Genomic DNA, 12,241 nt, shown 5'->3' with positions numbered 1-12,241 from the left:
TGGAGCATCGAAGTCAATATCGCTGGCCGCATCCGTGGCGGGCCTGCTAGTCATGGCTGCCTGTGGAGGAGCCAATGACTGCAAGTGCGTTCAAGACTGAGATCACCGAGACGGCCGAAGCCCTGATCGGGCCGTGGCGCCAGCCGCGCCAGATGCTGCATGCGCAGGTTTACGACGCGCACGCCTCCATCCACGATGATGCCACCGCGCAGAAGCTCGGCTTCAAGGGCGGGACCATCGAGGGACCGACGCATTTCAGCCAGTTCGCGCCGCTGGGTGCGCGTCTGTGGGGACAGGCGTGGTTCGAGAGCGGCTGCCTCTCCGCGCATTATCGCAACGCCTGTTTCGAAGGCGAGGAGGTGCAGGCGATCCTGTCGAAGCCTTTGCCCGGAACGAGCCAGTGCCAGATCCAGATGGTGAAGCGCGACGGCACCGAGGTGCTGCGCGGCACGGCCTCCGTCGGCGATCCTCACGCTGCAACGGCGCTGGAGACCCGCCTGACCGAGCTCAAGCCGCTCGCCGATCCCGTGATCCTGCGCGATCTGAAGGTGGCACAGACGAGCAAGCGACAGACGGTGCGGATGGCGTTCGACCAGAACATGGGCGACCTCTATCCGTTCTCGCTGCGGCAGAAGCTTACGGTCATCACCGAGAACTCGCCCTACTATTCCGGCGCCGACAATCCGTGGGGAAGAGCCATCATCCCGATGGAGATGCTGAGCGTGCTGTTTCAATACCGCGCCAAGGACGATCCGCTGCCGGCGAAAGGGCCGGCCGTCGGTCTGTTCGCTGACCAGGAGATCCGACTGGTGAAGGGCCCGCTGTTCGTCGACGAGGAATACGAGGGCGAGCGCGAGGTGGTCGCGCTGTCCGGCAGCCGCCGCACCGAGAGCGCCTGGGTCAGGACGCGCGTGTTCGACAAGGCTGGCGCGATGGTTGCGACCATGCTGCTCAACATGGCGACGTTGAAGGACTCTTACGCGCCGTATGAAGAGGAGCATCGGCGGTTGTATGGGGCGGGGCCTTAGCGCCACGCTCCGTCGTCATTCCGGGGCGACGCGAAGCGTCGAGCTATGATGCGCAATTGCGCATCAGAGAATCCATTTCACCTCATATATTGCGGCCCGATGGATTCCGGGCTCGCGACTTCGTCGCGCCCCGGAATGACAGCGGGCGCCGCTCATCCTTTAAGCAAATGCACGTCGCAAAGCCGTCGCGAAGGGAATATGCAGATGTCGATCGCTGGCGTAACGTTCTGAGTACGCAGCGGTTTCCGTCGCAGCTGGTGCGCCGCCGCAATTGTACACAATGGCACGGCGCTTGCAGAGCTGATGGCAAAGAGAGTTCTCGCGAGGGGCGTCATGTTGAACTCAAGCAAGTCGAGACTGGGTGTCATCAGAGCCGAGCCCGAGCCGATCAAGCTCGACTTGTCGTCGACCGCGCTCGTCATCATCGACATGCAACGCGACTTCATGGAGCCCGGCGGCTTCGGTGAGACGCTCGGCAATGATGTCAGCCAGCTTGCGCGCGCGGTGAAACCGATCGGCGCGGTGCTAGAGGCGGCGCGTGACACCGGCATGTTGGTGATCCACACCCGCGAGGGCCATCTGCCCGATCTCTCCGACGCGCCGCCGGCGAAAGTCGAGCGCGGCGCGCCGTCCCTGCGCATCGGCGATCCCGGCCCGATGGGGCGCATTCTCATCCGTGGTGAGGCCGGTCACGATATCATCCCCGAGCTCTATCCGCTCGACAGCGAGGTTGTGATCGACAAGCCCGGCAAGGGCGCGTTCTATGCCACCGAGCTTAGCGAGGTGCTGGAAAGATACGGCATCGAGAACCTGCTCGTGTGCGGCGTCACCACAGAGGTATGCGTCAACACCACCGTGCGCGAGGCCAATGATCGCGGCTATCGCTGCATCGTCATCTCGGACGGCTGCGCGTCTTACTTCCCCGAGTTTCATGAGATGGGCCTGAAAATGATCAAGGCCCAGGGCGGCATCTTCGGCTGGGTCGCGGATTCAGTTGCCGTCCTGGAGGCAATGAGAGGCTCGGCCGCAGGGGAGTAGTATCGCAAGGCGCATTGACGGGGACGGTTGGCAAGTCGGGGTTCAAGGCGGCCTTTCAACATGGGCGACCGGAGCGCGTTCTTCGGCTTCGGCACCAAGGTCCAGCGTGCCGCACATGTTCATCGTCACCTTCGTCGGTGTCGGCTTTGGCGTTACACTCCCGCAGTGGCATTTGCCTACGCCGTGACTGCGGCCGGCCTGTTCGCGGCGAGCAAGCTCGGCGCCGGCGAGCACTATGCCGCACATCCGGAGATGCACGCCGCGCCGACGGGTCAGCCGAGCCGGCCGATCCATTCACGGAACAACTCAGGGCCGGCTTCGACCGCGGCTGCAAGATCGTGCAGACGAGTATCGCGCGCTACGCGTGGCGAGTAGCCGAAGTGTTGCCGGAAGCTTCGGCTGAAATGCGCCTGGCTCACGAAGCCGAATTCAGCGGCGATCTCCGCATTCCAGCGATCCTCGCTCGCGTCATCAAGCAGCACATGGATCGCCTCGAGCCGGCGCCCGCGGATGTAATCCGCGATGCCCGCGAGCGGTGCGAATACGCGATAGAGCACCGAGCGCGACACACCGATCTCGCGGCAGATGGTCGCCACCGATAGGTCGCTGTGACCCAGGTTCTGATCGATGAAACGACTGGCACGATGAAGGATGCCGATGTCGCGCCGGGCAAGGCCTTGCCCGCGCGGCCGCGCAGCCACACCAAAACACCCGCGCAGCAGGCCGAGTGTCGTCTGGACCGCCTCGGGCGCGCCGGTTTCGTCCATCGCCGGAAGTCTTCTCCGCAACAGCGTCATCTGATCGGCGAGCACCCGGCCGGCGGCACCGTCAAGCACCAGCCCGTGCAGGTCGAGGCCATCGGGCGCAGCGCTGACGATGGGATCGCGCTCCACGTCCAGGCTGATGGTGTCGGTCGCCGTCGCGATGCCGTCGAAGGGCCGGGTGAGATCGAGCACCAGCACCTGGCCAGGGCCGGCCGAGATCGGTTCGCCGTCGACCTCGCCGCGCCAGGCGCCGCGACGGAGCAGCAGCAGCGCGAATGAGTTGCGGCCATCGGCTTTTGCCAGCGCGGCAGAGCGGGTGAAGCGCACCGGCCCCATCCGAGTTGATGCTGCAACCAGGCCACCGAGCAGCCACGCCTCGGCATGGACCTCGAACCCATCCCGGCCGGTGCCGTCGGGGAGCGACACTTCATAGTGCGTGAGAATCGCGCGGTAGCGGTCAAGGCGCTCGGCGGCAGGCAATTCCGCGCTGTCAAAGCGCAGGTACGGAATTTTGGTCATGCCAAGCCGCTCCCTTCGGCAGTTGGTCTGCAAATTGGGACGATCAGGCAAGTTTCCGCGTCGTCGAACCGCAGTCTCCGGACATGAATATTCATATTATCGCGCGCGGGCCAGATGCATGTGTGTGCCGGGCCCACGCAATTTGCGATGACGTGAAGGTGAGCGATGAAAACGCGGGGGATGAGTCTTGCGGCGCGGCCGGCCGAGGGGCGGACCAGCGAGACGGCCGGACGAACGGGGAGGGTGGTGGCGAGGCGGCGAATGCGGCCGGCAACGATGTGTGCAGTGGCGGCTTTCGTGCTTGGCGCCTTGCTCGGCAATCCATCCGCGCGGGCGCAGTTCGTCTGCGTCGACGCCAGCAATAGCACCGGCGGCGCAGGCGCGGGGACCGCCGGAAGTACGGCATGCGGCACCGGAAGCATGGCCGGTGGCGCGTCCAGCTCGGCCTACGGCGCATCCAGCAACGCGTTCGGCAACTTCAGTCTTGCCGCCGGCGCCTTGAGCCAGGCCACCAACGAACAGACCGTCGCGGTGGGCTATGGCGCCAACGCGGCCGGCCGGTACACGTCCGCCACCGGGGCGCAGAGCGTGGCGAATGGCTATGAGAGCTCCGCCTATGGTTACGTGAGCAACGCGAGCGGCGATTTCGCCGTGGCCGTTGGTGCCAACAGCAGTGCCGCCGGCTGGATGTCCACGGCGACGGGGACGAGCTCCCGTGCCTCCGCCGACTACGCGACCGCATCCGGCGGCTGGAGCACCGCGACCGGCATGTCGAGCTCGGCCTACGGCACGAGCAGCTATGCGGCCGGCGACAGCTCGCTGGCGGTCGGTGCCTCGGCGGTTGCCAACGCAGGCAGCACGAATGGGACGGCCGTCGGCTCCAACAGCGTGGTGACCGGCGCCAACAGCACGGCCGTCGGCGCGAGCAACAGCGTCACCGGAAACAACAGCGGCGCGTTCGGCACCGGCCAGATCGTTCGAGGCAATGGAAGCTTCGCCATCGGTGATCCCAATACCCTGAACGGAAATGGCAGCTTCGTGCTGGGCGACAACAACAAGATCAACGGCACCAACCAGACCGGCTGGGGCGACAACGTCAATGCGGTCGGCTCCAACAACGCCGTGGCCGCCACGGCAAGCGCCGCCGGGTCCTCCGTGTTCGGCTCCGGCAATGCCGTCAACGCACCCAATGCCCTGGTGATGTCGAACGCTGCGACAGTGACCGGCTCGGGCGCCATCGCAATCGGCAACACCGTGTCGGTTACTGGCACCAACGCCGTCGCTGTCGGCAACAATACCAGTGCCGGTTTCGCCAACTCGGCCGCCTTCGGCAATGGTGCCACCGTGACGCGCGCCAACCAGCAGACCTTCGGCACGGCAGGCAACACCTACACCATGATCGGCATCACCTCCTCCGCAAGCAAGGCCGCGCAAAGCGGCGCAACGCAACTCGTGACGTCCGACGGCGCCGGCAATCTTGCAACCACCTCCCTCGGCGCACTCGGCATCGCCTCGGTGGGCGATCTCAGCGCCATCAACGGTCAGCTGGCCGCTATGAATCGCCGTCTCGACGATCTCAATAGCCGCACCAGCAAGGCGACCAGTGGCGTCGCGATGGCTTTTGCCATGGCGGGTGTGCCGACGCTGCTGCCGAACGAGAGTTTTGCCATCGCGATGAACTACGGGACCTTCGAGCGAGCCAATGGTCTTGCGTTCAATGCGGCACTACGCCTCAACCGCAATATGCAGTTCAACGGCGGCATCAGCTACGGGCCGGACGAGAAAGTCGCCGGGGGGCGTGTTGGCCTGCGCATGGGGTGGTGAGGACATGATTGCGTTATCCCCACGATTTGCGGTGTGCCTGTTCCTCGTCGCGGCTTGCGTACCCGCGGAAGCGGAGACGCAACCATCGCCCTCCGGCTTCGCCGATCGCTGGGCAGTTCAACCGGCCGCAACCGCGACGAGGCAGGGGCCCCAGATCTCTGTCGAGCAGGCGCTCTATCTGATCCGCTCCGCGCTCCTGACGCTGAATGACGCCAATCGCTCAGGCAATTATTCGGTGTTGCGAGACCTTGCCGCACCCGAATTCCAGGCCAGGAACAGTGCGGCCGACCTCGCACTTGTGTTCGCCGATCTGCGGGCGCGCAAGTTCGATCTGTTTGGCGCCGCGCTTCTTGCGCCGCGATTGTCGACGCCTCCGGCGATCGATCCCGGCGGAATGCTGCGGCTCAGCGGCAACATCCCGACCAGGCCTTTGCAGATCGATTTCGATCTGCTGTTCCGAAATGTCGGCGGCAGCTGGCGGCTTTACGGACTTTCGGTGGCTACCCCTGTTGCTGCGGCTCAACCTGTCGCTCCGCAGGCAGAGGCTGCGAAGCGATAGTCTTCGAAATGCTATGAGGACAGGCGATCAGCCGCCCTTGACGGCACCTGCAGTGAGCCCGGCCACGATCTGCCGCTGGGCGAACACCGTGAGCAGCAGCACCGGGAGGGTGACGATCAGCGCGGCGGCGGCCAGCGGGCCCCAGCTCAACTGATCGAACGAAATCATGTTGTAGACGGCGACAGGCAGGGTGCGCGTCTCGCGTCCCGCCAGTACGATGCCGAACACAAAATTGTTCCAGGAGAAGATCACCGCGAGAATGAAGGCGACCGCAATGCCGGGCTTGGCGATCGGCAGCGCGACATGCCTGAACACCTGCCAGCGTGTGGCGCCGTCGATCAGCGCGGCTTCCTCCAGCTCGAGTGGCGTCGTCTCGAAATAGCCGATCATGATCCAGATCACGATCGGCACAGTCACAACCAGATGGATGATGATCTGCGGCACTAGCGTGCCGAGCAAGCCCAGCCACTGGAACAGCAGGAACAGCGGGATCAAATAGGACAGGCCGGGCGTGATGCGGGCGATCAGGATCACGATCGCCGATTTGTGTGCGGCCATGCGTGCGATGCCGTAGCCGGCAGGGACGCCGACGATCAACGCAAGCGTCGTCGCGCCGCCGGTGACGATCAGGCTGTTGAAGAAATAGGTGACGAAGCGGTTGGAGGCGAGCACGTCCACATAGTTCTTCCAGGCGAAATGCTCGGGGATGAAGACCGGTGGGTAGGCAGCATTGTCGACCTCGAACTTGAGCGAGAGCGAGAGCATCCAGAGAAAGAACAGGATTGCGGGCGACACGATGACGAGCACCGCGAACCACAGGCTGATCTTGCCGACGATTTGCTTCGGGGTCATGCGCCCCTCGCAATCTCGGTCCACAGCATGCGCTGGCGGGCGTAGAGCATCACCGCTGCGAGCAGGACAATCAGCAGGAAGAACACGACCGCGATCGCCGAGCCGTAGCCGAGATCGTAATAAACGAAGGCGACGCTGTAGAGGTAGAGGTTAATGGTCTCCGACGCCGATCCCGGTCCGCCCTGGGTGATCGCAAAGATAACGTCAAAGCTCTTTACCGCGTCGATCATGCGGATCATGCCGGCGATGAACAGGAACGGCATGATCAGCGGCAGGGTGATGAAGCGAAACACCTGCCAGAGGCTGGCGCCGTCGATCTGTGCGCTCTCATAGGGCTCGGTCGGGATCGCGGCGAGGCCGCCGAGCACGATCAGCATGACGAGCGGCGTCCATTGCCAGGTCTCGACCAGCACCAGCGACGGAATGACCGTTGCCGGATGAAACACCCAGAGCTGCGCGGGAATCCCGACCAGCGACAACAGGTAGTTCAACACGCCAAGCTGCGGGTGGAACATCATGGTCCAGACCAGTGCGATCGCGACCGGCGTCGCCATCATCGGCATGATGAAGATGCCGCGCAGAAAACCGCGACCGGCGAATTTCTGGTGAAACACCACGGCGGCGAATGTGCCAAACACCAGCGGCAGCACCACAGACAGCACGGTGTAGACCAGCGTATGTCCGATCGCCTCGATGAAGCGGGGATCGCCGGTCAACCGCAAATAATTGGAGAATCCGACGAAGGTAGTCGGCGAGCCGACCTTCCATTCGTTCAGGCTCATCCAGATCGTGAACACCCATGGGAAAATGATGATCGCGAGCACGACGACCAGCGCCGGCACCACGAACGGCCAATAGGACGGCGGCCGCAGTTCCTTCTCCGGCGCGGCATCAGACTGTGCCGCGCGCGGAGTCGATTGTGTCAACGCACTCACGTCTTTTCGCTACGCTCCAGGATCGGTCGGAACTGGTCGTGGGCCTTCTTCAGCTCCGCCGCGGGATCAGAGCCGGCCAGGGTCGCGGTGACGGCGGCGCCGACGAGATCGCGGAATTCGGCGACCGGGATGATCACCGGCAGGCCGAGCTTGCTGATCTTGGCGGAATCAATCACCGACTGCAGCCACTCCTTGGGCATCTTCACGCCCTTCTGGACCTCAGCATCGTTCAGGATCGAGTTACGGAACGGCACGCCGCCGCCGGCCTGCAACAGCCGCGCGCCCTGCGTCTTCGAGACTGCCCACTGACAGAGCAGATAGGCCGCTTCCTTATTCTTGCTCGCGGCCGGAATGCCGAGGCCGTCACCGTAGGTGGCCGAGTATTGTCCCTTCGGCCCGGCGGGCACGACGGTGTAGCCGACCTTGCCGACGACGCGCGAGGCCGCCGGATCCTCCAGCGGCGGCGCCCAGCCCACGCCGTCGATCCACATCGCTGATTTGCCTTGCGTGAACGAAGCCATCGACTCCATCCAGTTGAAGCCGGCGACGCCGGGCGGGGCCATCTTCGTCAGCAGAGTCTGGTAGAGCTTGGTCGCTGCAACGGCTTCGGGGCCGTCGGTCAGGATGTTGCCCTTGGCGTCGAGGAATTCACCGCCATAGTCGAGGAAGAAGTTGGTCCACAAGGTCATGTTGGCGTTGCGCAGGCCGCGTCCGACGAAGCCGAAGGTGCCGTCCTTGGCATCGGTGAGCTTTTCGGCGGCGGCGACCATCTCGTCCAGCGTTTTGGGCACCGCAACGCCCTTCTTCTGGAACAGCTCCTTGTTGTAGTAGAGGATGAAATAGTCGACCGACCAGGGCAGCGACAGCATCTGGCCCTTATCGTTCTTGGCGTATTGCAGGCCGGCGGCCGAGAAATCGCTCTCGACGAGATCAGGCGCGGTCAGCGCCGGGTCCTTCATGAAGGGCGTCATGTCGGCAAGCCAGCCGGCCTTCTCGAATTGACGCTTCTGGACGTGATAGCTGAGGTGAACGACGTCGAAGCTCGGCCGCCCCGAGGTCAGCTCGATCACGCATTTCTGCCGTTGCTGCTGCTCGGGGATCTGCTCGGATTCAACCTGGATGCCGGTGAGATCGGTAAATTCCTTGATGTACTTTTGCAGGTTGTCGCCGCGCGGGCCCTTGGCGAGGATCACCTCCAGCTTGGTCCCGGCATACTTCTTCCAGTTGACCTCGGCGCGCGCCGGCAACCCCGTCAGGCTGAGCGCGCCAGCCGCGGCAGTGCCGGTCAAAAGCGTACGGCGCGAGATTTTGTGGTTAGCCACTTTAGTCCCTCCCTGTGACTCGGTTTGGGGGGATACTAGCGACCGTTCCACGCCTGCCTAGCCCTAATTTGGGCGTTACGGTCGCACCGCGGGCGTTTCCATCGGCATTCCGCGGGCCCGCGACATCAGATAGAGCTCGAGCGCGACCAATTCGGGGGCGCCGTAATCATAGGCCTGGGCGCGGACACCGGTCATGCAACTGCGCAGCCGCCGCTCCAGCGATCCCAGCGTCTGCCATTCCAGCCGGTAAAGCGGATAGCCGGTCGGCTGCGCCTGCGTGATCGGCGAGCCCGCGAGGCGCCTGTCAAAGTTGTCGTCGTGGCAATTGGTGCAGGCCAGGTTGAGCTGACCTTCGCGCTGCGTGAAAAGGGTGCGGCCCTGGTCGATGAAGGGCTTTGCTTGCGGATCGTCGCTTGCGGCGATCGCGACGCCGCGGGACTGGTGGGCGACGAAGGCGGACAGCGCCAGGATGTCGCGGCTCTCGTAGGGCAGGGGCGTCGCCTGCTGATGATTGGTACGGCAGAGGTTGATGCGCTGGTCAAGCGTGACGGGGCGGGCCAGCGCCCTGTCGAAGGCGGGATAGCGCGCCGCGACGCCTTTCATGCTGTCCCGCGCATCGCCGTGGCAGTCCGCGCAGGCCTTGTCCGCGCTTCCGGCCTTCCTTGTCCACAGCGCTTCGCCGTCGAGCACGAACAGCATACCCGGATTGGACGTGTCGTCATCCTGCATGGCGCGCGTGTCAGGGCCCATGAAGGAATAGCCGGAGCGGCGTGCATCGGACGGGATTTCACCGGCGAGCAGGGCAGGGGTTGCGGCAAACAGCGTTGCCGCCGCTATCGCGCGCCAAAAGATCATTCGACAATGATCGATGCCGAGGCGATGGACGAATAGCCGTTGTCGCCAATCCATTCAAACTCGAACTTGCCGCTCTCTTTGGCGACTGTGAAGAACGACAAATACGGATTGGCGGCGATGGCCGGAAACAGGTCGGCGCGGAAGATCTCGGCGCCGTTGTGGCGGCAGGTGAAGCTCGTGATGATGTCGCGCGGCACCGGCGCGCCGTCCATGGTGTGGCGAAAGCCGGTTTCCATGATGTGCGGGGTCAGCGTGCGGATCTCGATGATGTCGCCGCGTTTGGCTCTGGTGGGAACGTTGACGAGGGCGGCCATCAGTTCACCTCCTCGGTGCAGGCGGCCAGCGTCACGACCACGTCGGCGGCAACCTGCCAGAAGCTGTCGTCGGAGAGGCGGGCGATCGCAACCACCTTCTGGGTGTCGGCAAGGCGGATCCGGGTCGAAACCTGAGCACGACCGGAGGAAGGGTTCAGGTAGAAATTGCCGATGTTCGGCTGCGGGTTCTTCTCGTTGAAGATGTGGATGCTCTTGACGTAGTCGTCCGCCGTCATCGGGCTTGCGACGCTCACCGTCATCGGCACCGTGTTGCCGTTCTCGACCAGCGGCGGAATCTCGAGCTTGACCTTGCCGATGCGAACTGCCGCTTCGCCGACGACGTTGCGGATCGCGGTGTTGAGCATCGTCGGCGTTGCGTCGACCGGCGGCAGCGCCACGATCGGAATGACCGTGACACTGCCGACCAGGCTTAAAAATTGACGTCGCGTCGCTGGCATGACCATTCCTAGTCCCGAAGTGTTGCAAGATAGGCCACGATGTCCTCGATCTCTGCGGCCGAGAGCACCGGTTTGCCGACGAAATTACGTCCGACGCGGACGAGGCCGTCCGCACGATAATAGGACGGCATGATGGTGTCCGGATTGAAGCGCGAGGCGTCAACCAGCCGAAGCCGCAACTGGCTCACCGTCCAGCGGTTCCCCGCGCCGGTGAGATCAGGCGCAAGGTCGCCCTGGAACCGCGTTTCCGGGAAGGGGCCGGAATGGCAGAGGATGCAGGTCGTTGCGCGCGCCAGCACCAGCACGCGTCCGCGCGCGGCGTCGCCGGGGGCCCCTGTCAGCGAATGCGCGATGCCATTACCGGTGATTTCATAGGGCACGAGTCCCTCGGCGCACGCGTCTGAGACGAACGCAAGGCTGGCAACCAGCACTGCGATGAAGGCTATCGATCTAGCCAAAGGTGTCCGCCGTGATCGTTTGAAACCAGTGCTCGGCATCAGCCGCCTCGCGGGCACGCAGTTCGCGCGGCGCATCGACCGGGCTCGTTGCGCCGCCTTCTACCTCCGCGAAGATGTCGCCTTTCGGCTGGTAGTTGCCGGCAAGCGAGAAGCCGTAACCAGGCGCGACGGTGTTATAGCAGACACCGGTGAGCCGCGGCGCCTCCGGCGCGCGACCGGCGAGCAGGCTGACGATGGCCGCTGCGCAAGCCTTGCCTTGCGCGCTCGCGGCCGACGCTGATTTCGGGATGCCGCCGCCGAGGCAGGCGTCGCCGATGACGTGGACGTTTTCGACCAGCTTTGACTCGAAAGTCACAGGATTGATCGGGCACCAGCCGGTGGCATCCACGGCGCCCGCCACTTCGGCAATGTGGCCGGCGCGCTGCGGCGGGATGACGTTGGCGACGTCAGGCGTGTAGGTGCCGAATTCGGTGACGATGGTCTTGGTCGACGGATCCACGGATGTCACGCGGCCGCCTTGTGACAAGCCGATGCGTTCGATCATGTCGCCGTAGAGCTCCTTCCACGCCTTCTCGAACAGCCGCTGCTGCGAGAAATTGTCCTTGGCATCGAGGATCAGGACTTTCGAGCGCGGTTTCCTGGTCTTCAAATAATGCGCGATCAGGCTGGCGCGCTCGTAGGGCGCCGGCGGACAACGAGAGGGATTGGCGGGGATCGCGATGGCGACCGTGCCACCATCGTCCATCGCCTCCAACTGCCTGCGCAGCAGCAGCGTCTGCGCGCCCGCCTTCCAGGCGTGCGGCATCTTTTCCGATGTGGTCTCGTCATAGCCGGGCAAGGCGTCGAAATGGAAATCGATGCCGGGCGAGAGGACGATACGGTCAAAGGGCAGCGCGACGCCATCGGCCGTCAGGACGCTGCGCTGCTCCGGCGCAATCGTGGTCACGGCCTGGCTGATCACGGTGATGCCCTCGGCGGCGAGCTTGTCATGGCCAAATTGCTGCGCTTCGATCTCGCGCAGGCCCGCGATCACCTCGTTGCTGAAGGGGCAGGAGGTGAAGACCGCATTGGGCTCGATCAGGATGACCTGCAGGTCGGCTTGCGCGCGCTTGAGAGCGCGGGCGCAGGCTGCTCCGCCAAAGCCGCCGCCGACCACGACGATGCGGCCCGTCGATTGCGCGCGCACGACGTGTGGCCGCCCCAATGTTGCGGCTGCGGCGGTGATACCGAGCACGGCAGTTCGCCGTGTCACCGGTCGCGTGGTCATCAGGATCATCCAGGCGAAATGCCGCGGCGGCCGTGATGACCGCCGCGG

The 12,241-nt window shown here is 64.3% G+C and carries 13 protein-coding genes; 4 read left to right on the top strand and 9 right to left on the bottom strand.

Going from position 1 to position 12,241, the window contains the following annotated elements; genetic code table 11:
- The first annotated feature begins 74 nt into the window (after positions 1-74).
- Both ACWAT4_RS29405 and ACWAT4_RS29400 read left to right on the top strand, forming a co-directional pair.
- Complete coding sequence (locus tag ACWAT4_RS29405) at positions 75-1,028, top strand: hypothetical protein (RefSeq protein ID WP_449728703.1); 954 nt, start codon at positions 75-77, stop codon at positions 1,026-1,028.
- 333 nt (positions 1,029-1,361) lie between these two features.
- Positions 1,362-2,066 carry a cysteine hydrolase family protein gene (locus ACWAT4_RS29400; protein WP_212424853.1) on the top strand — a complete coding sequence of 235 codons (705 nt, stop codon included), beginning with the start codon at positions 1,362-1,364 and terminating at the stop codon, positions 2,064-2,066.
- 272 nt (positions 2,067-2,338) lie between these two features.
- Here the strand turns inward: ACWAT4_RS29400 and ACWAT4_RS29395 are convergent, their stop codons facing one another.
- A complete protein-coding gene (locus tag ACWAT4_RS29395) occupies positions 2,339-3,382 on the bottom strand; it encodes a helix-turn-helix domain-containing protein (RefSeq protein WP_249154214.1) in 1,044 nt (347 codons plus the stop codon).
- Positions 3,383-3,610: 228 nt separating this feature from the next.
- On the opposite strand from ACWAT4_RS29395, the gene ACWAT4_RS29390 reads away from it, so the two are divergent.
- Both ACWAT4_RS29390 and ACWAT4_RS29385 read left to right on the top strand, forming a co-directional pair.
- Positions 3,611-5,173, top strand: coding sequence for a hypothetical protein (locus ACWAT4_RS29390; RefSeq protein ID WP_449728702.1), 1,563 nt, complete (start codon positions 3,611-3,613; stop codon positions 5,171-5,173).
- Positions 5,174-5,177: 4 nt separating this feature from the next.
- A complete protein-coding gene (locus tag ACWAT4_RS29385; RefSeq protein WP_249154216.1) occupies positions 5,178-5,732 on the top strand; it encodes a hypothetical protein in 555 nt (184 codons plus the stop codon).
- Positions 5,733-5,759: 27 nt separating this feature from the next.
- Here the strand turns inward: ACWAT4_RS29385 and ACWAT4_RS29380 are convergent, their stop codons facing one another.
- The 8 genes from ACWAT4_RS29380 to ACWAT4_RS29345 form a co-directional block, all read right to left on the bottom strand.
- Entirely contained in the window at positions 5,760-6,584 is an 825-nt protein-coding gene (locus ACWAT4_RS29380; protein ID WP_212424854.1) for a carbohydrate ABC transporter permease, read from the bottom strand.
- Positions 6,581-7,519: a carbohydrate ABC transporter permease gene (locus ACWAT4_RS29375; RefSeq protein WP_212297831.1), complete on the bottom strand. Its 939-nt coding sequence runs from the start codon at positions 7,517-7,519 to the stop codon at positions 6,581-6,583. Before ACWAT4_RS29375 ends, ACWAT4_RS29380 begins: the two co-directional genes overlap by 4 nt.
- Positions 7,516-8,841: an ABC transporter substrate-binding protein gene (locus tag ACWAT4_RS29370; protein WP_212297832.1), complete on the bottom strand. Its 1,326-nt coding sequence runs from the start codon at positions 8,839-8,841 to the stop codon at positions 7,516-7,518. Before ACWAT4_RS29370 ends, ACWAT4_RS29375 begins: the two co-directional genes overlap by 4 nt.
- A gap of 75 nt (positions 8,842-8,916) precedes the next feature.
- The gene (gene soxA / locus ACWAT4_RS29365) at positions 8,917-9,696 is read right to left on the bottom strand and encodes a sulfur oxidation c-type cytochrome SoxA (RefSeq protein ID WP_449728701.1); all 780 of its coding nucleotides are present in this window, start codon (positions 9,694-9,696) and stop codon (positions 8,917-8,919) included.
- Entirely contained in the window at positions 9,693-10,010 is a 318-nt protein-coding gene (gene soxZ / locus ACWAT4_RS29360; protein ID WP_449728700.1) for a thiosulfate oxidation carrier complex protein SoxZ, read from the bottom strand. Before soxZ ends, soxA begins: the two co-directional genes overlap by 4 nt.
- On the bottom strand, positions 10,010-10,468 hold the full coding sequence (locus ACWAT4_RS29355; RefSeq protein ID WP_212424857.1) for a SoxY-related AACIE arm protein: 459 nt from the start codon (positions 10,466-10,468) through the stop codon (positions 10,010-10,012). Before ACWAT4_RS29355 ends, soxZ begins: the two co-directional genes overlap by 1 nt.
- A gap of 8 nt (positions 10,469-10,476) precedes the next feature.
- Positions 10,477-10,926, bottom strand: coding sequence for a sulfur oxidation c-type cytochrome SoxX (gene soxX / locus ACWAT4_RS29350; RefSeq protein WP_212424858.1), 450 nt, complete (start codon positions 10,924-10,926; stop codon positions 10,477-10,479).
- Positions 10,919-12,202, bottom strand: coding sequence for an FCSD flavin-binding domain-containing protein (locus ACWAT4_RS29345; protein ID WP_449728699.1), 1,284 nt, complete (start codon positions 12,200-12,202; stop codon positions 10,919-10,921). The genes soxX and ACWAT4_RS29345 overlap by 8 nt, the downstream gene beginning before the upstream one ends.
- Between the last annotated feature and the right edge of the window lie 39 nt (positions 12,203-12,241).

This window comes from Bradyrhizobium sp. T-1, assembly GCF_053592855.1.
Note: the sequence above shows the minus strand (reverse complement) of the source record. Positions and strands in the feature narration are given on the sequence as shown.

What these genes read in the sequence shown, in the direction of transcription:
- ACWAT4_RS29405 (WP_449728703.1), top strand. Translation starts at nt 75, where the DNA reads ATGACTGCAAGTGCGTTCAAGACTGAGATCACCGAGACGGCCGAAGCC.
- ACWAT4_RS29400 (WP_212424853.1), top strand. Translation starts at nt 1,362, where the DNA reads ATGTTGAACTCAAGCAAGTCGAGACTGGGTGTCATCAGAGCCGAGCCC.
- ACWAT4_RS29390 (WP_449728702.1), top strand. Translation starts at nt 3,611, where the DNA reads ATGCGGCCGGCAACGATGTGTGCAGTGGCGGCTTTCGTGCTTGGCGCC.
- ACWAT4_RS29385 (WP_249154216.1), top strand. Translation starts at nt 5,178, where the DNA reads ATGATTGCGTTATCCCCACGATTTGCGGTGTGCCTGTTCCTCGTCGCG.
- ACWAT4_RS29380 (WP_212424854.1), bottom strand. Translation starts at nt 6,584, where the DNA reads ATGACCCCGAAGCAAATCGTCGGCAAGATCAGCCTGTGGTTCGCGGTG.
- soxA (WP_449728701.1), bottom strand. Translation starts at nt 9,696, where the DNA reads ATGATCTTTTGGCGCGCGATAGCGGCGGCAACGCTGTTTGCCGCAACC.
- soxZ (WP_449728700.1), bottom strand. Translation starts at nt 10,010, where the DNA reads ATGGCCGCCCTCGTCAACGTTCCCACCAGAGCCAAACGCGGCGACATC.
- ACWAT4_RS29355 (WP_212424857.1), bottom strand. Translation starts at nt 10,468, where the DNA reads ATGCCAGCGACGCGACGTCAATTTTTAAGCCTGGTCGGCAGTGTCACG.
- ACWAT4_RS29345 (WP_449728699.1), bottom strand. Translation starts at nt 12,202, where the DNA reads ATGATCCTGATGACCACGCGACCGGTGACACGGCGAACTGCCGTGCTC.